The organism is Vibrio sp. Vb1574, from assembly GCF_033338675.1.
Genome location: NZ_JAWOTC010000004.1, coordinates 107,662 through 129,166 on the forward strand (window position 1 = coordinate 107,662; position 21,505 = coordinate 129,166).

Annotated in this window: 14 protein-coding genes and 1 pseudogene; 7 read left to right on the plus strand and 8 right to left on the minus strand. The window is 45.1% G+C overall.

Going from position 1 to position 21,505, the window contains the following annotated elements; translation table 11 throughout:
* The first annotated feature begins 23 nt into the window (after positions 1-23).
* The 4 genes from R7O12_RS04585 (at position 24) to R7O12_RS04600 (ending at position 5,339) form a co-directional block, all read left to right on the plus strand.
* Positions 24-833, plus strand: coding sequence for a MalM family protein (locus R7O12_RS04585; protein WP_005374786.1), 810 nt, complete (start codon positions 24-26; stop codon positions 831-833).
* Positions 834-1,150: 317 nt separating this feature from the next.
* A complete protein-coding gene (locus R7O12_RS04590; protein ID WP_017634473.1) occupies positions 1,151-1,657 on the plus strand; it encodes a hypothetical protein in 507 nt (168 codons plus the stop codon).
* 120 nt (positions 1,658-1,777) lie between these two features.
* Positions 1,778-3,391: an alpha-amylase family glycosyl hydrolase gene (locus R7O12_RS04595; RefSeq protein WP_318103788.1), complete on the plus strand. Its 1,614-nt coding sequence runs from the start codon at positions 1,778-1,780 to the stop codon at positions 3,389-3,391.
* A 331-nt stretch (positions 3,392-3,722) separates the two neighbouring features.
* Positions 3,723-5,339, plus strand: a complete 1,617-nt coding sequence (locus R7O12_RS04600; protein ID WP_318125655.1) for an endonuclease — start codon at positions 3,723-3,725, stop codon at positions 5,337-5,339.
* A 99-nt stretch (positions 5,340-5,438) separates the two neighbouring features.
* Here the strand turns inward: R7O12_RS04600 and pulA are convergent, their stop codons facing one another.
* Positions 5,439-9,428, minus strand: a complete 3,990-nt coding sequence (gene pulA, locus R7O12_RS04605; RefSeq protein WP_318097345.1) for a pullulanase-type alpha-1,6-glucosidase — start codon at positions 9,426-9,428, stop codon at positions 5,439-5,441.
* A gap of 546 nt (positions 9,429-9,974) precedes the next feature.
* Between pulA and R7O12_RS04610 the strand changes: the two genes are divergently transcribed.
* From R7O12_RS04610 to pdxY, 3 genes and pseudogenes are all read left to right on the plus strand, one after another.
* Positions 9,975-11,171 carry a tetratricopeptide repeat protein gene (locus tag R7O12_RS04610; RefSeq protein WP_033906656.1) on the plus strand — a complete coding sequence of 399 codons (1,197 nt, stop codon included), beginning with the start codon at positions 9,975-9,977 and terminating at the stop codon, positions 11,169-11,171.
* 139 nt (positions 11,172-11,310) lie between these two features.
* A pseudogene (locus R7O12_RS04615) lies at positions 11,311-11,498 on the plus strand (AbrB/MazE/SpoVT family DNA-binding domain-containing protein).
* Positions 11,499-11,599: 101 nt separating this feature from the next.
* Positions 11,600-12,469 carry a pyridoxal kinase PdxY gene (gene pdxY / locus R7O12_RS04620; protein WP_285334783.1) on the plus strand — a complete coding sequence of 290 codons (870 nt, stop codon included), beginning with the start codon at positions 11,600-11,602 and terminating at the stop codon, positions 12,467-12,469.
* Positions 12,470-12,534: 65 nt separating this feature from the next.
* On the opposite strand, the gene sstT is transcribed toward pdxY, so the two are convergent.
* The 7 genes from sstT to malT form a co-directional block, all read right to left on the minus strand.
* Positions 12,535-13,752 carry a serine/threonine transporter SstT gene (sstT, locus tag R7O12_RS04625; protein WP_104976399.1) on the minus strand — a complete coding sequence of 406 codons (1,218 nt, stop codon included), beginning with the start codon at positions 13,750-13,752 and terminating at the stop codon, positions 12,535-12,537.
* A gap of 356 nt (positions 13,753-14,108) precedes the next feature.
* On the minus strand, positions 14,109-15,185 hold the full coding sequence (rsgA, locus tag R7O12_RS04630; RefSeq protein ID WP_318125656.1) for a ribosome small subunit-dependent GTPase A: 1,077 nt from the start codon (positions 15,183-15,185) through the stop codon (positions 14,109-14,111).
* A 275-nt stretch (positions 15,186-15,460) separates the two neighbouring features.
* On the minus strand, positions 15,461-15,769 hold the full coding sequence (locus R7O12_RS04635; protein WP_005384641.1) for a PTS transporter subunit EIIB: 309 nt from the start codon (positions 15,767-15,769) through the stop codon (positions 15,461-15,463).
* Positions 15,759-16,373 carry an SCO family protein gene (locus R7O12_RS04640; protein ID WP_042522188.1) on the minus strand — a complete coding sequence of 205 codons (615 nt, stop codon included), beginning with the start codon at positions 16,371-16,373 and terminating at the stop codon, positions 15,759-15,761. The genes R7O12_RS04635 and R7O12_RS04640 overlap by 11 nt, the downstream gene beginning before the upstream one ends.
* A 9-nt stretch (positions 16,374-16,382) precedes the next feature.
* The gene (locus tag R7O12_RS04645) at positions 16,383-16,808 is read right to left on the minus strand and encodes a hypothetical protein (protein ID WP_025768641.1); all 426 of its coding nucleotides are present in this window, start codon (positions 16,806-16,808) and stop codon (positions 16,383-16,385) included.
* Between the two features lie 243 nt (positions 16,809-17,051).
* Positions 17,052-17,969 (minus strand): DUF368 domain-containing protein, encoded by a 918-nt coding sequence (locus R7O12_RS04650; RefSeq protein ID WP_031778872.1) that lies wholly within the window; start codon positions 17,967-17,969, stop codon positions 17,052-17,054.
* A 578-nt stretch (positions 17,970-18,547) separates the two neighbouring features.
* Complete coding sequence (malT, locus tag R7O12_RS04655) at positions 18,548-21,256, minus strand: HTH-type transcriptional regulator MalT (RefSeq protein WP_005374834.1); 2,709 nt, start codon at positions 21,254-21,256, stop codon at positions 18,548-18,550.
* Positions 21,257-21,505 lie beyond the last annotated feature (249 nt).

The window sequence follows — 21,505 nt, forward strand, 5'->3', positions numbered from 1 at the left end:
ATAAAGAGTCGAGGTAGACAGTAATGAAAAAATGGCTTGCTCCCGTACTGCTGGGCATGTTGGCTACTGGTTGTGCGTCTGTAGAACAAGTAGAGATGAGTCCAAAAGGTCAGCAACAAGTGATCACGCAATCGGGTGATATTCAATGGGTACCGCTTAACGTGCCTGTGGTTACTGAATTCGCTTTGACTGATAAAAGCCAAATGTTGTTGGATGGTAACAGTGCTGGCGCTATTGCAGCGTTTGCTCTTCCAGGTAACCGTGGCAGTCTCGATATCAAATTAGAGACATTCGTAAGTAAAGAACTTCAATTTTATGCTCCTAATGTCGCAGTGATGAACTCGGCAGGAGAAACCATTTACCAAGCAGATTTTTCAAAGTTTAAGTATGAACCAGCAAAACTGTTGGACAACGATAAATTCGTACTTGATCTCAATGTGATTCCAGACATGACAGGTAACGATCTGCATGTGTTGGTTTACACGACTTCCGCCGATCTAAAAGGAAGTACACAAGTTTTACACCCTGCAAAAGCCTTCGCCATGGCGCGTCACACTCAGCCGCCAGATATTGCAGACCCTCTAGCGAAACATAGCCCACTTGGTCAGTTCCGCTTTTCGGTATCCGCGAATGATATTGTGAATACTAAGATTGTTGCGAAAAACGATAACATTCCCCAAGGTACGGACCTTACTAGCTACTACTACAGCTCAATTGAAGCGGCAGTCGCAGCGAATGATATTCCGAAAGCGCTCACTTTGCTTGATGAAGCAAAAGAACTGGGTATCGAAGGTGCGCAACAAGTGTTTGTGAAAGCCGTAAATAGAAAATAATCAGATAAAAAAAGGTCAGCGAAATGCTGACCTTTTTCATAGAAAATAAACTAATAAAAATACCCCTACATAGAGTTACCTTATTCACATAATTATTTTTATTACTTTGTTTTTTATATAGGTTGGATCAATAATTAATGGCAGTTCCTAATTTATTTTGTGTACTTAGGAAATAAACAAACTTCTCAAAGTGATTTAAATTCGCAATCTGACGATATTTATTTGGCGTTTGATATTTCCATTTTAATAACGATTAATATTTCTTTTAACCGTTGAGTTTATTTTGCTTTGGATATACTAAAAAGGAATTACGTGAAATGAACATGATGAAGACCTCTCTTGCTGCTGCCCTACTTGTTGCCTTAGTAGGTTGTCAATCGACGGCAGAACCTGAAGCGGCCACAGAGCCAGTTGTTAATATGTCTCAAGACGAAGTGGTTGCTTTCATGAAAGCGTGTGACAACCCAGACAGCACGGCGAAAGGACCTATTTCTAAACCACTATTTGTGGTGGGTACTTTTGCGGATTCCGATTGGAAACACGTGCCTCAGCGTCAATACACCTACAAAGGGAATAATTTCTACCAAGCCGTGGTTCAAGAAAAAGTAGGCTCCTACAAAATGCAGTATGCGACCGAATTATGGTTCCCACAATTTACCGCAAAAGGTAATCGAATGAACGTTGGTGAATTAACACCATTAACATTTGGTGGTTACGGTACGGATACTTCGGTTGATATTAAAGAAGATGGTAAATATGTATGGAGTCTTCAGTTTGAAGGCAAAGGCAAACCTGTTCATGTCATGGTAAATAAGTGCCAATAATATTCCATTCAATTATTTAAAATCTATTTTTATTTATTAACCCCTGCATGAAACACATGTCGGGGTTAATTTTATTACTCAAATTTCCGTAGTTTATTTGAGTAAGTTAGGGAGAATAAAATGCGTAATATCCTACGTAACCATCGCCTGTCTCGATCGTTGCTTGCGTTAAGTGTGATTGGTGCTTTATCTGCGTGTAATTCTTCTGGTGGTGGCGACACTAATAGTAGCACTCCGCTACCGGATACCAGTTATGCTTGCCAAGCCAATGTCATGGCGCAAAGTAACCAACTTCGTACTTATCAAATCATGGTAGAGAGTTTTGTAGATGGTGATGCGAGCATTGGTCACGGTACAGGTTATGGCACCAGCCATCATAACGGCGATTTGCAAGGAGTGATTGATTCACTCGATTACATCCAAGATTTAGGGATGAACGCGATTTGGTTGACGCCAGTTTTTGAATCGGAAGCGATAGCGGGCCAAGAACACTGGGCCGATCGTCTGGATGCCACGGGCTACTTTGCTACGGATTACTTCACCATTGATCCACGTTTTGGTGATTTAGAAACGGCGAGAACCTTGGTCGAAGAAGCACACAAACGCGGTTTGTACGTGTTTTTTGATGGCGTATTTGGCCACCATAAGAATGGTTTGATCAAACCATCTCCCTCCGGTTTGTTGCCATCGGGATCGAGCAACCCCGTTGATTACCCAGCCAGTCTCGATTTCTACAAAGAAGTGGCAACGTATTGGATCAAAGAACTGAAGATTGACGGCTGGCGTTTAGATCAAGCCTATCAAGTTCCGACAGACGCTTGGACACAACTTCGTAAAGCCGTCGATGAAGCCTCACAAAGTGTGACGTACACCAATAGCAAAGGCGAACAAGTGAATCCGTTGGGTTACATGCTGGCAGAGATTTGGAAAGGGGAGTCTGAGATCGCGAATGAGGCGTATGGATCGAACAGCGATCCGGCATTGTGCTCTGCGTTTGACTTCCCTATGCGATATCGCCTCGTTGAAACTTTGGCCGTGAATGAGAGCGGCGTGGGTGGTCGCGGTGCGGATTGGTTAGACAACGGCTACAGCACACACAACCAATATCCAACACATGCGCAGCCGAATTTGATGATCGGCAACCATGATTTAGTGCGCTTTGGTGACTTGTTACAGCGCGGAAACTTGGCGGATGTGAATGATGCAGAATATTGGTTACGCCATAAAGCCGCGTTTGCTTTCCAAGCGGCGTACACCGGGCCAATCACGTTGTACTACGGTGATGAAATCGGGGATCAAGTGGATGGTTTTGCCGCAAAAGAAGACAACAGCACCTGCGCCATTCAAGGTTTGTGCGATGATCACGTTGCGCGCAGTAGTGCGAAAATTGAAGGCGTGACGGCGACGCTTGATGCAAACCAAGCCGATCTCAAATCTTATGTGACATCGCTGATGACAATGCGCGATGCGCATCCTGCACTTTATCAAGGGTCACGCACGAATTTAGTTGCGAGTAACGGCAGTTATGTGGACTTGAAACAATCTGGTTCGGACAAAGTCTTGTTTGCGCTAAATACCTTACAGAGCGCTAGAAGCGTCACTCTTACTCAGGAGAGTGTTGGTACTGGTGAGTTGGTGGATTTGCTCACGAATGAAAAAATTACTCCGAGTAATGGTCAATATCAGATTCTGATGTCGCCACTACAAGGACGATTCTTTGCGGTAAAACCTTAAGGAATTATCCAGAATTTATGCTCACCAGTTGAGCTGACCACAAGCTTTCTTATAAACAAGCCAAGTGTTGTTGCTGACCCCCATAGGCTCACACTTGGCTTTTTTCTGTCTGTTTTACTTTTCCCTTAATGGTTTTACGACGATGTAGCCAACAAGTTGCTTCGCTTTTTGTATTGGCATTTGTTTTCAGCAGATGGATATTTGTGAGATAAGCTGCACATTAAAAAGTAAATTAACACTTGTGCAACGTAAAAATGTGATTGAAGGATTACTTATGCCCCACTAATATGTTTATCGTGTTTGGGATTTATATAACTAATGGAAAAGTATAATGAAATCCATAACAAACTCCCTCTGTCTCCTTGCTGCTGTTAGCTCTCCGTTTGCATATAGCCAAATTATCAACGGTGACTTTGAGCAGTGGAATGGCAATGTACCTACGCAGTGGTCAGAGATTGACGCGGGCATTACAGTGTCGCCAAGCAGCGAGCAAATCAAATCGGGTGGTCTGGCTGCCCAGGTCGTCGTGAATACAGGTACCCAAAGCAACACCGACTTTTTGCAAACCATTAATGTGGAGCAAGGGAAAACCTATCCGTTTTCTGTCTCGGTTTATCATACCGAAGGAAATGTAAAAGCACGTCTGGTGGTTGATGGTTATCACAATTACTCGAACCCACAACAGATAAACCAGTGGCAAGAGCTCGTGCACAATTACACAGCGAGCTCGAACAAGACCATCAACGTCGGTTTGCGTTTTTACGATGAAGCCAGTTTTGATGGCTCAGAAGTTGTCTACGTCGATAATTTTCAACCGACCGAGACAAGTACACAACCTCCTGTAGAAAGTTGTAGTGATCACCAAGTGGTCTTGACTCTCACAACCGATAATTATGGTTCAGAAACTAGCTGGACGTTAAAAAACAACCAAGCTGAAGTACTGTTTTCTGGTCAGGGATATGAGTCAGCAATCACCATTGAAAAGAGCATGTGCTTAGCTGACGGTAACTACCAATTCACGATTCAAGACGAGTATGGTGACGGCATTTGTTGTGGCAGTGGCGCGGGGTCGTACACGCTGACTGAGGGAGATAAGACTCTTGCTTCTGGCGCTGAATTCTCGAAAAGTGAAACCACCGATTTTACGTTAGGTGACTCAACCACGACCCCACCAGTGGTTGATGGTTACTATCAAGCGGCATCTGGTAAGACGGGATACGCTCTAAAAACAGCGTTGTTTAACATTATCAATAATCACTCCAGCCGAGGCTATTCTGCGGTCTGGACCTTGGTAAAAGATGCCGATATTGATCGTTATTACGAAAATGATGGCTCTATTCTCGATATGTATTCTGAAAAGCCATCTGCTAGCGATACAGTAAGCTTTACCAAAGTCACAGACCAATGTGGCCAATACAAAACGGAAGGGGATTGCTACAACCGTGAGCACTCTTTTCCGAAAAGCTGGTTTGGCGGTAAGGTTGAGCCGATGAACTCAGACGGTCATCACTTGTTTGCAACCGATGGTTATGTAAACGCGAAGCGCAGTAATTGGCCATTTGGTGAAGTGGGCACCGCGACCTACGTGTCTAGTAATGGCTCTAAACTTGGCCAAGCAAGCACTAGTCTGGGCTACTCCGGTACGGTGTTTGAGCCGATCGATGAGTTTAAAGGCGATTTTGCTCGTGCCTATTTCTACATGGCAACCCGCTATGAAAATATTGTAGGTAACTGGGAAGGCAATTCAAGCAATGCGGATGCTGTCCTTGATGGTTCAAGTTCAAAGGTTTTTGAACCTTGGATGTTAAACATGCTTAAGCGTTGGCACAAAAATGATCCCGTTAGTGAAAAAGAACGAAACCGCAATCAACAAGTGTTTGATTTTCAGGGCAATCGTAATCCATTCATTGATCATCCTGAGTTTGTTGAACAGATTTGGGGAAACTAACACCTTTTTGATTTTGGTATCCACCATTTAGTGACGCCAACAAAACAAAGGGGAAGCGTGATGCTTCCCCTTTTTCATTACGGATGTTTTTAAATGAAACTAGTTTTTCGTTACCGTCACGATTGGCGCCGACTTGTCAGCCGCATTGAAGTGGAAGTTGTAGTTTCCTGCTTCTGCAATCGCAATTTTTAGGTTTGCGCTACCGCCACCGGCTTCCATCGTCAGCGCTTTACCAAGCTCAACACTGCCTTCACCACCGAAGTTGGTGTCTGCTGCCCAGTCTGCGCTCGCAACTTTCATCTCGTAGTTGCCCGCCGCTAGGGTAATGTCTAGCGAATAAACGTCATTTGCAACATAGCTGAACTTCGCTGTTGAGTCTTGTGCTGGAGCATCCCATGTAGTGATAGTGCCACGTAAGTAAAGTGCTGTTTCACCGAATGTTGGTGCATCTGCTGACTTGGTCACTGACACGACCGGTTTTTCTACGCTTTCATCTTGAACATGCAGCGCGTTCAGAGTGAAGTTGTACTTACCTGTTTCAGCAACAGACAGCTTACAGTTACCTTCTGAACCTAAGTCTAGTGAACCAGAAGCTATATTCGCAGCATCACAACCGATGTTTGGATTTGCCCAACCAGAGTCCGCGAATTTGAACTCGTGCTCACCTGCTTCAAGAACGCCAGTTACAGAGTACATGCCGTTGCCAATAAAGGTCATCGCCCAATCACTGCTATCAGACCACTCGTTCATCGTGCCTTTCACGTAAACAACGGTTTCGCCGTAAGGAGGAATGCTCGATACGTCTTTGTTATCCGTGTTTACTGGTAGGCCAGCACCTTGTGCGCCGTCTTGTGGCTGCACGAATACCGCTGTTGTCAGTGCTGGTACTGTGAACGTTTCATTGGTGAAGCTTGCACCTTTCACGATGTCATCCGCAGAGTTTTGTTGAACTTCATGTAACTCGAAACCAGTTGCGCCAGCAACTTTGAAAGACTTCTCAGTTGATGTTGAGTTCACAACGGCCACAACAGCATCGTAGTTCGAATCTAAATCGGCACCTGCTGATGTACCATCGTCGATAGACATCACAATCAAGCCTTCCACTTGGTCTTTCCCTACGTTGCGGAAGTCAACACGGTTCATCACTTCTTGCGCGGTATCTAGGCGGAACAGTTCGCTTGTGCTACGGATTTTTAGTAGCTCTAGGAATTGTTGCTTAGTCAGCTCGATGTCGGTTGAATCTGGTTTCGCCGTGCTGTCACCAACGATGGTTTTGATCAGCTCCCAGTTTGCACCGTCTTTGTCTTCACGTGGTAGACCAACGTTCCAGTTATTGTCGCTTCCGTCGAAGAATACACGGTTGAACCAGTCACCAGAATCGTACGAGTCGCGCTGCATGGATTTAGAGCGCAATAGCTCAGAACCCATGTGGATGAATGGAATGCCTTGACCAAGCATCACCGTTGATAGGGACACAGACTGCATACGTGCACGCTCGGCAGATGAAGTGCCTGTCGCAATCTTGTAGGCGTTGTTATCCCACAATGTTTGGTTGTCGTGCTTAGACACGTAAGAGATGTTCTCTGATGGCACTTTTGTGTAGCCTGCAGGCGCACCATTGTAATCAACGTTCTTACCCAGCTTGGTTTCGCCTTTGTAATCAAGAAGGATGTAGTCAGCCAAGTTACCAGCCATACCTAGACGAACCAGATCTTGGTTGTGTAAACGACCATTCACCGATTCGGCGTCAGTTTTGGTTTCTTCGTTAGGATAAGCGGCGTTACCAAAGCCTTGGTTAAAGCGAAGTGGGTGCTTACCTTCAGAATCTACACCGCCATCAAACGGGCTTCCGCCACGAACTGCGTCACGCAGACGATCAGAGAAAGTACCGATTTCTGTCCCTGCCATGTTGACTTGTGTCGCCTGATCGAAGCGAGCGTTTTGCGCGACTTCACCAAAGTCCCAACCTTCGCCGTAGAACAAGGTATTCGGGTCAATTTCACGGACTTTTTCAAGTGCGTAAACCATCACATCTTTCGGCTGGTGGCCCATAAGGTCAAAACGGAAACCATCGACTTTATAGTCATCCGCCCATACCATCAATGAGTCAACCATTAGTTTACCCATCATCAAGTTCTCGGTTGCGGTGTTATCACAACAGGTTGAGTTTTCGACTCCGCCAGTGTTGACGTTTAGGCGGTGGTAGTACCCAGGGACAATCTTATCCAGTACTGATTTTTCGTTCACACCAGATGCATTTGTGTGGTTGTACACGACGTCCATGACCAGTTTCAGATCCATTTTATGCGTCGCTTGAACCATTTCGCGGAACTCTAGAATACGCTTAGACCCGTTAGGATCGGTCGCATAACTGCCTTCTGGCACGGTGTAGTGGTAAGGGTCGTAACCCCAGTTGAAGCTGTCTAGCATGCGAAGATCGTTCATCAACGCTTGTGCTTTGCCCGTTGTTGGGTCGTAGCTATTTAATACCTCTTCAATCACTTTGCCGTCATCTTCGGTCTCACAAATGGAGGCTTCTGGCTTGATGCCACAAAGTTTACCCACGGTGTCGGTGATATCGACTCGCTTGTCAGCGTCTTCATCCACGGTTGCAATATCAAATGCTGGCAAGATATGTAGCGTTGTTAGGCCAGCATCTTTTAAAGCTTGTAAGTGAGATACAGACTCACGCTCAGGTTCTGTAAGCGCCAGATATTTGCCATCAAGACTTGGTGTGCCTTTGCTGTCGTTAAAGCTGAAATCACGAATGTGTGACTCGTAAAGGACGTGGTCTTCGTCTTTTTTAACCGTTGGGCGTGCGTAGTTTTTCCAATCTTGAGGCATTAAGCTTGGATCATCTAAATCAACCACTTGCGAGTATCGTGAGTTCTTAGACAAGCTCATTGAATATGGGTCTGTTACCAAACGCGTTTCAACGACGCCAGTTGTTGGGTGGTATACCTTAACTTGGTAGCGATAGTATTTGTTGACAACGTTGCTTTGTGCCTCAGAAACCCAGATACCTGTTGCTGGGTCTTCCGTCATGGCAACGGTCGCTTCTTCTGCTAAGTTTTCATCGTAGATTATCAGATCAACATCTTGGGCAGTTGGTGCCCATAGTTTGAAGGTTGCGGCACCGCCTTCCACAATCGCACCGAGTTCTTGACCGATCGCGTTACCTGCCTTGGAATCGGCAAACACCGCATCCAAAACGCCCGGTTTTTGCACTTCAGTTGCAGAAATGACGTCACCATTTGCGTTGTAAGCCACCATAACGATTTGTGACTTCAGGATCGTACGCAAGGTCGCGTCATCGACATCGATACCCGCAGCTTGAAGGCTAGCAAGGTGACGGAAGCGTGATTTCAGACCATCAGACAACTCACCAGCCTTTGTCAGCTCAACCGCTGTACCGCCAGAGATTTGCTTATCTTCATCCATTTTGATGTCATTGCTAAGGCTGTAGAACAGCTTCATGGAATCCGCATTGGCCGCCGCTTCCCACGCGATGGTGTTGGCATCTAGCCAATGCGCTTTTTGACCATCAATATCAACAGGGCGTTCTTCGATTGGCTCGTAGTAAAGCTCACTGCTGCCGTGGAAGCCAAACAACCCTTTAGATTCGCCGATTTTCGTCAGCTCCACTTTTGAGTTTGCACTGCCGAATGCTTTCTCATCACCTTTGTGCAGAATGAAGTTCATGCATTCGTGTGGGTCAGAGGCATCTGGGTTCACTTTCAGTACGTAGTAAGCACCGTAGGTGTCGTTGATGCCATCAAATGGGTGTGGCGCAGACCAATCCGTTCCTGTTCCCGGAATGCCCATTGCGTCTAAATCTGTGCTGGTACAGCCCTCACCGTTCCATAGGTGCAAGCCCCAACCTTCGTAGTCGCTTGCTGTTGAAGCTGATGCTACATCACGTTTGTAATAAATGACGACTTCGTTCTCTCCCGCAGGGTACAAGCCTGAGTCAGGGTTCGTCGTATCTTCGTTCGTGCTATCACTACCACAACCGCTGATTACCGCGACGGAAATCAAAGGCAGTACGGTTTTGGCAATTGTTGATAATTTAAATGTCTTATTGTCCACGTTTACAAATCCATTGTTATTGAATTGATATTGAGCTGCGCGCTGCCTTCGCTGACTCAATCATCAAGAAGGTTTTGCACACGCTAGAAAGGCAGATGCCAAAAAAGGAAATGTTCAATTAGATGCTAATACACTGAATCATCAGCAAAATGTGAGAGCAGGCTGTTAAGTTTTTTACAGGTGCAAATTTTCTGTCACAGTCGATTTTGTTCACAAATTAAATAATAAAACAGGCGCATAGTGAGAGATTCTACACATCATTAAAATGTAAATTTTTATGGGATGAGTAAGGGGGGATGATAGGGGATGAGAATGTCTCAGCCCCAAAACCGTGATTAAGTTCTATAAAAATGAGGGCTATATTTTTCTTTTAAAAATAAGTTGCAGTGATGTTGAATAAAATACCGCCATTAAGTCTTCGCAAGCTTCAGATTTTCGCTAAGTGGTCGTTATATAATGAAGGTAGTCGGCGTTATGTCGGCGCGTAATCATAAGATTTCCCTGAAAGGGAGTTGAATTGGGCCCTGAAACCAAAAGAGGCTATTTATGAGTAGTATGGGCATTGCCATTGCGGCAACTGGCCTTTCACTCGTCCTGATATTTGTGTGGATGATCTCGTTGTCGATGCGGAAACAGAGACTCGAGGCAGAGAGGAAAGCTCGCGAAGCCGCTTATCGAAAGGCGATGCATAAAGCGCGAGAGCAAGAGCGTAAAGAGCGAGAGTTCAAAGCAGAAACCGGGCATATCCCCACCATTTTATTTCTAGCGAAAGAAGCCGAAAAGGACAACATTCGTCAAGCGCTGTATTGGTATGATAAAGCCGCTAAACTGGACAATGTGACGGGGATGTATGGCATTGTTCGCTTAAGTGAACGCATGCGCGAAGATGTGATTTTAAAAGAGCAGGCAAACTTCTGGCGTACCGCAATTGCGGGAATGGAAGGGGATACCGAAGCGAAATTTTCGACGGGCAAGGCCTTGGTCTTTGGTCGAGGAACTGAAAAAAATATCCCAAAAGGTAACCAACTGATTGAAACTGCCGCCGAAGAAGGCTGCATTGATGCCATGATTTATATGGGGGAATGGCAGCTTTCACCAGACAATAGTGCAGGACGCAGTGCAGATGCGCTTTACTGGTTTATGAAAGCGGCGGAAAAAGACAGTGCGGATGGCAAGATCCAAGTCGGCTTATGTTACCTAAATGGCATTGGTACAGAAAAAAGCATGGTTAAAGGTTGCTACTGGCTAGAACGGGCCGCGGAAGGTGGCAGTGCTAAAGCGATGTATCATGCTGGCGAAGCGTGGAAGGATAAAGGTAAAACGGGTAATGCAATTGCTTACGTTTGGCTGTTTCTTGCTGCCAATATGGGCTACCAACCTGCGCGTACGTTACGTGATGAAGTGGCAACCAATATTGGTGTTGATGTTGTCGTTGGATTGCAGTCCATAGCGAAGCCGTTGCAAAGAAAACTGGCCTCAGGAATGGTGAGAAAGCACTCTATTATTCGAGCCCTTAACAAAGTGTACAAACGCGAAGCGTATTTTCCTGCGGAAGAGGAGCTCAATGCGGTGTTGAATGATGAGAATAAAGACGCCTCCGAAGCTTGGGAGGAGACATCAACACTAGATTTTCAGCCTAAGATGACAACGGTAACAGCAGAAGACCAGGCAAGCACATCGCCCAACGAAAAAAAACTCTCTAAAGATGCGCTCGATTTCACTCAAAACTTCCTTCAACCATAACCTATCTTATCCAGAAGCCTCAAGATTGAGGCTTTTCTTTTGTCTTTAAAATGTTACGCCAATCCAAGTCAGCTCAACGTATTTGAGGCTAGACATCCAATGACGTGAAAACTCATTTTCGACATTTGGAGGACGAAAGATGATAAGTCAACCTGTTAAAATCGGTGACGACACCGCCGTAGTCATTCCAAGCGTAATCCTGGCTCAGCTCGGGATAAGGGAAGGAGATACCCTAGAAATCGCACTGAATAAAGACAAAATGGAAATTAAGAAGATGGTGTGAAAACCAACGCTCCAACTTACTCTGAAGATATTGAGGAGAATTGAGTTAGAGAATCTTGGTTTGTCGGATACACTACTGGTTTCGCAAAACTGGCGCTTGCCGCTGTCTTTGAACTATCGATAACTACAATAAGAGGTAAGGTACTATGCAAGGTATCCTCTCTATACAATCTCATGTTTCTTTTGGTCATGCTGGTAACAGCAGTGCTGTTTTCCCAATGCAACGCATGGGTTTCGAAGTATGGCCGATTCATACCGTTCAATTTTCTAACCACACGCAGTATCAAGAAGGCTGGACTGGGCGAGCGTTTGCGGCTGAAGACATCAGCGAGTTAGTTCGTGGACTTGGTAACATCGGCACGCTGGAAAAGTGCCAAGCGGTATTGACGGGCTACCAAGGTAGCGCAGAGCAGTGCCTTGCTGTTGAAGATACCGTGACGAAAGTGAAGCAAGCGAACCCGAACGCACTTTACGTTTGCGACCCTGTGATGGGCGCGCCAGACAAAGGCTGCATTGTGGCTCCGGGTATTGCTGAAAATCTTTTGACTCGTTTGATGCCAATGGCGGACGTGATCGTTCCGAACCAATTCGAGCTAAGTCAATTTGCTGAGATGGAAATCCACTCACTAGACGATGCGATCACCGCATGCCAACGTGCGCTAGAGAAAGGTCCAAAAGTGGTGCTAGTTAAGCACCTTTACTGCCTAGAAAATGGCAGCTTCAACATGCTATTGGCTACGCAAGAAGGCATTTACCTTGCGAAGCGTCCTCACTTTGAGTTTGCTAAACAACCTGTTGGCGTGGGCGATCTTATTTCAGCTATTTTTACCGCGGGACTCTTAAAAGGCTGGTCTCCTAAACAAGCTTTCCAACATTGTCACGACGCGTGTTACGGGGTGTTGAGTGCAACGTACCATGCGGGTGAGTGGGAACTGCAAACTATTGCTGCGCAGCAAGAGTTTGTTAAACCAAGCAAACACTTCCCGATTGAAGAAGTGGCTCTGGTCACCGCATAATTGAGCGCAATTAAACAAAAAAGGGGAGCCATCATCGGCTCCCCTTTCTATTTGTTCTGTCAGTCTTACTGAGCTTTTTGCTGCTCTGATTTACAAACTGCTGCCGTAAAGACAACGTCTGTTGAGCTGTTTAGCGCAGTTTCTGCAGAGTCTTGAATCACACCGATAATGAAGCCAACCGCTACAACCTGCATGGCTACGTCGTTTGAGATACCAAACAGGCCACACGCTAGAGGGATAAGTAGTAGAGAGCCACCTGCAACACCTGATGCGCCGCATGCAGAAACCGCAGCTACAATACTTAGAAGTAGCGCAGTCAGTAGATCAACTTCGATACCCATAGTGTGCACAGCTGCAAGCGTTAGTGTTGTGATAGTGATTGCAGCACCAGCCATGTTGATGGTCGCACCTAGAGGGATAGATACTGAGTATGTATCCTCGTCCAGTTTTAGCTTCTCACATAGTGCCATGTTTACTGGAATATTCGCCGCACTTGAACGAGTGAAGAACGCAGTTACACCACTTTCACGTAGACAACGGAATACAAGTGGGTAAGGGTTTTGTTTGGTTTTAACGAACACGATCGCCGGGTTTACAACGAGTGCGATGATCATCATTGCGCCAAGAAGAACCGCCAGAAGGTGTGCGTAGCTTGCTAGTGCGCTAAAGCCCGTTGTCGCAAACGTTGAAGCAACCAAGCCAAAGATACCAAATGGTGCAAGACGAATGATAAAGCGCACAATGTGAGACACGCTGTGGCTTAGATCTTCAAATACGGCCTTCGTTGTTGCCGATGCGTGGTGTAGTGCAAGACCCAGACCCACACCCCAAGCAAGAATGCCGATGTAGTTTGCTTCTACTAGTGCATTTACTGGGTTGTCGACCAGTTTAAACAACAATGTGCGTAGAATTTCAGCAATACCTTGAGGAGGCGTTGCACCTTCAGCGCCGGTGACAAGCGTTAAATTGGTCGGGAAAAGGAAGCTTAGAACCACTGCTGATAGCGCCGCGAAGAATGTACCCATCAGGTACAGTACAACGATTGGGCGCATGTAAGTGTGTTGGTTTTTCTTTTGGTTTGCAATTGAAGCGGCAACCAAAATAAACACAAGAATTGGCGCGATCGCTTTAAGCGCACCGACAAAAAGGCTACCAATTAATCCCGCGCTTTCGGCATGGCTTGGAGAAACTGTCGCGAGCAAAATACCAAAGACGATACCGACAAGGATCTGGACGACGAGGTTACCACGAGCATATCGGGCAACGAGGCTGTTGTGTTGCATACATCATTCCTGCAATTTTATGCCAGAGTGGCAGGGCAATAGTCCATCATTACACGGCGATAATGCCCTTGTATTGCAAGGGGTGAGCATTGCTTCTGGTCACTAAGACACATGATTATCAATTATCCTGTTTTTATAAATTCAGCCATTTTCTTGCTGAATATCACATATCTTAGCTTGGTAATATTTTGTGTCTAGTTTTAGTTTGTTTTTGGATTAAATGTTTGCTCAATGTTATTTAAATAAGATTTTTATGTTGAAAATTATCATTAGTTATGAGTAATGGTTTTTAATAAAGTTGTTAAAAAGGAGACTTTCGTCTCCTTTGATTTTATTGACAACTCAAACGCAACAAATTAATAACTTTGTTGGCGCCTGCGCTTATCACTCATGGCATTTCGAGTGAGTTTCCCGAACTGTCGACTTTGAGCTCGTTGCTCTGCCAAAGTCGCACCGTTAAAGGCTTGTTCTCGCAATAGTTTTTGATAGTTATTGAAACGACGAACCTCCAGTTTGCCATTTGCAATCGCAGTTTGAACTGCGCAGCCTGGCTCAGTTTGGTGCTTACAATTGCCAAATCGACAACGCTGAGCGAGCGCCTCAATGTCAGAAAATGCCTCACTGACCCCCGATTCACAATCTGCTAGTTGAAGCTCGCGCATTCCCGGAGTATCAATCAAGATGCCGCCATCAGGTAATAGATGGATAGAGCGCGATGTAGTTGTATGTCGCCCTTTGCTATCGTCTTCACGAATATGCCCAGTTACCTGTTCTTGTTGCCCGAGTAATGCATTAACAAGAGTTGATTTGCCAACGCCTGAAGAACCGATAAAAGCGAGAGTTTGTCCTTCTTTGCACCAGGTCATGAGTTTAGAAGTACTCTCTATTTCTAAGCCGTTGACTGTCTCTATAGCTAATAGAGGGTCGAGCTTCTGTACTAGGCTTTTTAGTTCATCAGTATTGTCACACAAATCGGCTTTGGAAAGCACGATGACGGGTTCGACTTCGGCTTCATGAGCCAAGGCAAGATAACGTTCAATACGACTTAAATTGAAGTCGTCGTTAAGGGAACAGACGATAAACACTGTATCCACATTGGCTGCGATGAGTTGCTCTGCCACTTTGCTGCCAGCGGCTTTGCGGCTAAAGAGGCTCAAGCGATCCAGTAAGCGAACAAATTGCTGATCTTCATTTAAGATTACCCAGTCTCCGACGGTCATGTTGGGTAAAGAATGGTGGGCATTAAGATGAACTTGCCCAGTTTCTGTTGCCAATAAATAACCACTTCGGTGGTGCGCAATCACACGAGCAAAGATAGTGTTGTCGTAATCGTCTAATGTCAGTTGTTGCTGAAAAAATGGTTTCCAACCCAATTGTTTTAGAGGGTTTGAAGTTGAAACTAATGTGTCACAAAAAGTATGTGTTTGATTCATTATTGAATTATCCCAGACGCAACAAAGCGCCTTAATACAAATCGCATTAGGGTCTAATTCGGATAGAGTTGACCCCGGTGAAGACCGGGCAGAGAAGGGGAGTTGTGGTTATGCCACAGAGTTGGTGCTGTTAGGGTTACCCTTGCGATGCCCAGTTAGTGTTATTCAATACAATCATCTTGTGTCCTCTTCGTTGGTTAATAAATAAGTGAGTTAATTAAGCCAAAAGAGTATAGCTGCCCTTTTTTAAAGAGGGTAGCTATACTGCAAAAATATTAACTTTGTTTTGTGATGCGCTCTTCCATAATCTGCGAATACGTGTTGGCTTTTAAGCCGTATATGATTTGGACATGACGATCATCCAATATCACGACTCCATGCGCGCCATGATTTTTGAGTGCGTTCTTATCGATGACGGACGTCGCTCTGAGGGTAAGACGCAGCCGAGTCGCACATGCACCAGTTTCTAGCAGGTTCTCTATGCCCCCAATGGCGTCAATGATCGTATCGACGTCTTGTTCGACATTGGGGTTGGTATGAGTTAGGAAATTGAAAAATTGCTTCAGCACTGACTTAACCGTCATTTGAAGAGCCTTCGGTCGTTAGTTTTGAAATGGCTTCAACAATCGGTGCCGGCGAGAGCGTATGCGGTACTTTAGTGATTAACGTGCCATCCGGCTTCAAGAAGTAAAAGTAAGAGCTATGATCCAGCGTGTACTTTAGTTCCGAGCCTTCCAATTCTGTCTTGCGGAAAATGACACCATAGTTGTGTGCCAAAGGTGTCGTTACATCAAGTGGTGCCGATAGGCCTTCAATCATTGGATGGAAGTAATGGGCATATTTTGCTGATGCATCGGCCTCATCACGCTCTGGGTCTAAAGAAATGAACATCGGGCGTAGTTGTGCTTTTTGCGCGTCGTCAATTTGATTCAGTGCTCCTGCCAGCATTGCAAGAGAAGTTGGGCAAACGTCTGGGCAGCGAGTAAAGCCAAAATAGACGACTCGGATGCGAGGGTCATTCACATCGAAGATATTGACGGCTTGGTTATTTTCCCCAAACAATACCGTTTGTTGAGAGGTGGAACTGTCCACTTGCTCTGGCTTCGTTTTCTGGTTATCTAAATAGCTCTTTACGCCAAACCCGAGTGCGAAAGCAGCTACGAGAAATAGGGACCAATTGCGGCTCATAACGATTCCTTATCTTTGCATTTTTATAGCAGGGTAAACGGTATTCTCTCCATCACTGAGTTCACCAACCCAAGTCATTGCATCCTCCGTGCAAACCGGGAGAATGATGTCACCTTGATATTGGCCAGGAGCGATTTGCTTCAGCAAAAACTTAGGCTCACCCATCTCCATTTCTCTTCCTGAAAGACTTAGGATGAGTTGCTTAGCATCGCTTGTATGCCACTCAACATTTAGAGTGGTAGGAACCAAGGGTTGAGCAGTTTCTGAGTTTAGCGTCATCGTAACATTTTCTTGGACGCAAGAGGTTGTAGAGAGAAAGCAGTATTCATCTATTGACTTGCTTTGAGTGGAAGAAGAAAAGCTTTTTATTAGAGTCGGGGCATAAAATCCCGCAACTAATGCGGCTGAAACAGCGGCGATTTGTAACAGTTTCATTAAGGTTCAGCATTTATCACTTAACATTACGAGCATCGTAGCACAGATGCGCCGCTCGCCAACTCGTGACCTCGGTAAATTGTGCGTTATACCTCGGTGACCAGCTTCTTAGTAACGCGACGGACTTTATTGCATCAAATACAGCAGAGTTTTCAATTGAGATGTTTTGCCCTTAGCCAATAGATAAAAACGGAGCCAATTGGCTCCGTTTTTATTTGGTTCAGTATGTGTTTGATACCAAAGTTATTTATCTGAATCTGCGAATTTCTCTAGACCCAAAACCAGAGCAATGGCTGCAAGCATCATTACGACAGCAAGTACTAACTGAGAAGGTTGTGATGTCACGTGTTCAAATTCAAATGGTGATAGGTTGTGCTGTAGCAATGGCACTTGTTCGCCCTTCGAATTGGTGCGCCAAGTGATGGTTTCTTTCCATGGCCAAATCTTTGGCAACGTACCAATCATTAATCCAGTCAAAAACATCAGGGTGAAATCACGGAACTTGCGTAGTAACCACGACAATAAGTGAGAGAAGGACAGTAAACCGATCACGCAGCCAGACAAAAATAGCGCTAATGTATCGACTTGAAAACCTTTCACTGCGGCTAATACAGGAGCATACATGCCAATCAGCAGCAAAATAAAACTGCCAGAGATACCCGGCAAGATCATCGCACAAATCGCGATAGCTCCAGCGAATAAGGTGTTAATGGCCGTTGGTTCCATGTGTAAAGGTTTGAGCACAGTAATACTATAAGCAAACCCGACACCAACGAGCAGAATGACAAAGCGGACAAGATCGCGTTGCTCAACCTGACGAATAATGTGATACACAGAGACCAAAATCAAACCAAAGAAAAATGACCAAAGTGGGATCGGGTGTGTGTCAAGAAGCCAAGTAATCAACTTTGCTAGCGTTGCAATACTGGTGAAAATGCCGGCAAACAGAGCGATAAGGAAGAATCCGTTGATGTGATTAAACGCGGCTTTAACCCCTTCTTTTCGCCAGATAGAGAAAAGTGAGGGGTTAATGCGTCGAATGCTTTCAAGCAGCGTATCGTAAATACCAGTGATAAACGCGATGGTGCCGCCAGATACACCAGGTACCACATCTGCTGCACCCATGGCGATTCCCTTGAAGAAAGTAATTAAGTAGTTCATTGCTCTAATGCTAAGTCGTTTCGATGGCAGAGAGTATACAAACATTGCGATGAAAAAAGTATGAAATAGTGCTGTAACTACTTGGTTTTATATCCAATCTATTGCCTATCTTTATTACCCGCCAAGAGACAATGCCGCCGTAACGAGCTTTTAATGCTTGGTTTACATTTTTGAGATGATTAACTCTACTATCAATTATCAATCTTGGTTGCATTATGCAATTGCAATTTGCGTTATGGAATTGCATTTTGATAATTTTCGCGTGAATAAATCCAACTTATATGAGATCTTGTGCCCAAAAATAAGTCTTTGCATTTTGGCATGATTAATGCATAATAATGCTCGACCCTTCTTAAGCCGAGGGTCACCTAGCCAACTGACGTTGTTAGTGAATACAATTTGTTCACACTAAATATAAGCCAATCGCGATTATTGCGGTTGGCTATTTTTTTATATGAACAACGTTACTTACGTGCTTTGCAAATTGCACTTCTCTTACTTTCAGTCATAAAAAAGGGCTGACGTGTTACGCCAACCCTTGTGTTTTACTTTACGTTTTAACCCGTTTATCTAGCAGTTCAGTATCCCATCAACTGCAGCAAATTTTCAGCTGTCACAATGGCTTCTTTACGATTAGCAATATTAAGCTTTTGGTACAGGTTGCGAATGTGGGTTTTAATTGTCGTACCTGCCACATCCAGCTCTTGTGCGATTTGCTCGTTACTAAAGCCTGAATAAATCAGTCCCAGAACCTGCCATTCGCGTTGTGTTAATGGGCTGGTACGTACTAGCTCTGGCACATTAGGGTGATTCACCAACTTTTCAATAAAGTCTTCATCAAAGTGAATCGACCGGCTACGTTGATTCGATGAAATGTCCTTCATTAACTGTTGAGCACGGTGACGCTCAAGATCGCCCAGTTCATGGCGGAGGCTCAACTTCTCCAGCAGACCGCCAATGGTTGCACCATCAATCAGGAAGTTTCCGACCATGCCAGTTTGGTTCGTCATTACTAATGCTTCTTTTAACAGTGCCTTGGCTTGCTCCTCATCTTTTTGGCGAGCAGAAAGGACCGCTTCTACCACTAAGTTGCGATTAGTATCTGTGATTAGGTTAGTGCGACGAGCTTCACCTTGGAGGAAATCTAACGCAGCACGAGCGTCGGTATATTGGCCTAAGTTAATGTGGGCGCGGGCAATGTTACGCCATTGCAATTGAGAAAAGTGGTTGCATGCCGATTCAGGACGAACCGCAGTGTTGAGCCATTCTTGCATTGCATCGGTATTCCCGCGCGCTTGCCAAAATAGAATCAACGATAGTGAAGCGTTTGCAGTCCAATCTACGTGGTAAGTCGACTGTTTCATCAAGTGCTGTATATGCTCAATAAATTTACCGGCTTTGTCTAATTCACCGCGTCCAATCGCAATACGCGCCAACATCGAATAGCTATGTAAGTGCTTGCTTGGTGAATGGTTTTCGAGAATTTGCAGACCTTTGTACGCGCATTCTTCCGCTTCATCAAGTCGGTTCCAGCACCAAAGTACTTGCGCGCGAATACGCAGCAAAAATTCATGAAGAGGAACATGCTGAAGCTGCTGATCTTCAATCAGACGGAATGCGGAATCTTGTAGTTCAAAGGCAGCTTGCACGTAACCTTGTGCAATTAAAATCTCGCTTTGCTGCAATATTGCCCATAACGCTTGGTGATATACCTGATACTGACGAGCTAGCTTTTCAGTTTGTTGCATCATCGGCAAAGCACGGTCTAGTTTACCTAGCACGTGGTTAACTTCACCAACAACCGAAGTCGCCACAATTCGGCTACGGTAAATTGTGTTATCAAGTTGGCTAAGCGCTAACTCCGCTAATTCGAGAGCTTTTTCTGGCTGGTTACTGTTGATAGCCACTTGAGCAAGCAACGCGTTTGCTTGACCTTGATAATGAATATCTAACGCAATGTTACGCTTTTTGTGTTCCTCTTCCGCTTCTTCAAGCAGGTGGCCCACTTGGTTATAACGATGCTGACTTTGAGCCAACCATGCTCGGAGCATCGTAAGTTTTGGGTGGCTGAACAACAGATCATCGTCCAACTTGTTAATTGAGCTTTCCAGTGTGCTGAGTTCGCCTTGGTTAAACATCTTCCAGCCGAATTCGTTTAGGATCTCTACCACTAAGTCCTTATCATTCGATTTTTGTGCATGATGAATCGCTTGGTGTGGTGCTTTTTGCTGTAACCAAGCGATAGCAGCATTGCGGTGGAGATCTTTTTCTTGCTGAGGAATACGAGCTTGGCGCTCATGAGACAAAAACTCGCCAAATAAGTTATGGAACCGGAACCAGTTCTGTTCCCCTTCGAGCGGGTAAATGAATAAGCCGTAACGGTTAAGCGATTCAATCATTCCCAGTGCATCTTCGCGTTGGGTAAGGGCAAACACTAGCTCATCATTGAAGTGGTCAAGCACGGATACTTGCATTAAAAAGTGACGAGTTTCGTGATCGAGTAAGTCAAACACTTCTTCGACCAAGTAATCCCACAAGTGCGCGTGATTGAACTGCGATACCGACTCTACAGTTTGTGCCAATGTGCGGTTTTGATGTTGGGCTTGTAATGCGATCAACTGCATCGCCGATGGCCAACCTTCAACATAGGTTCTTAGGCTGTTCGCCATGTCTTCATCGATACCATCGGCGATACGCTGGTTAAAGAAGCGAGTGGTTTCTTCGGTATCGAACGCCAACATCTCGTTGCCGATTTCGATCATTAAATCACGAACACGTAAGTTTGCAGTGCCCAGAGGCGGCGCTGCACGACTGGTTACCACAACGGTGAGGTTGTCTGGCATGTGCTTTAAGAAGAAACGCATGGATTCATGGATTTCATCATTCGTGATTAAATGGTAGTCATCAAGTACCACGTAGCACTCTTGATGAAAGTCAGCCATTTCAGCGAATACTTCGCTAAATAGGGAGCGTAAAGACGAGATCTGACGTTTTTCCGCCAGTTTTTGTGCGTTAGCGCAACTGAAGTTGGTGGCTTTGTTTAATGCTTGAAGCAGATAGTTTACAAAGCGAAAGCCGTCGTTATCGCTGTCATCAATGCTGTACCAACCGACGTTTGGCTTATCGGATAGCCACTGCGCTGCCATTGTTGTTTTTCCGTAACCTGCTGGGGATCGGAATAAAACCAATTTGTAGTAAGGCGCTTGCTGTAGTAAGTCCAACACTCGTGGGCGCACGATGGCATTGTGCAGGCGTCCTGGTCGAGTAAGCTTAGATGGAATCCACATTAGTAGTTATGTCCTTATTTATGTATACCCAAATGGCAGCAACGTGATCATTCTAGTAAAGCCCCCTTGAAAGCCGTCTTACTGAATGATGTCATCAGCATCAAAAACACTGTTTGAATGCCGGATAATGTCGCTACTGTTGGGGCTTGCGTCCGTCTGAAAAACCATTCCATACGGTCACTTAGATATAAAAGCTAGCGAAAACTAGAAATAACTCACATCGCCTAATTCTAGTTTGTATAAAAAGCG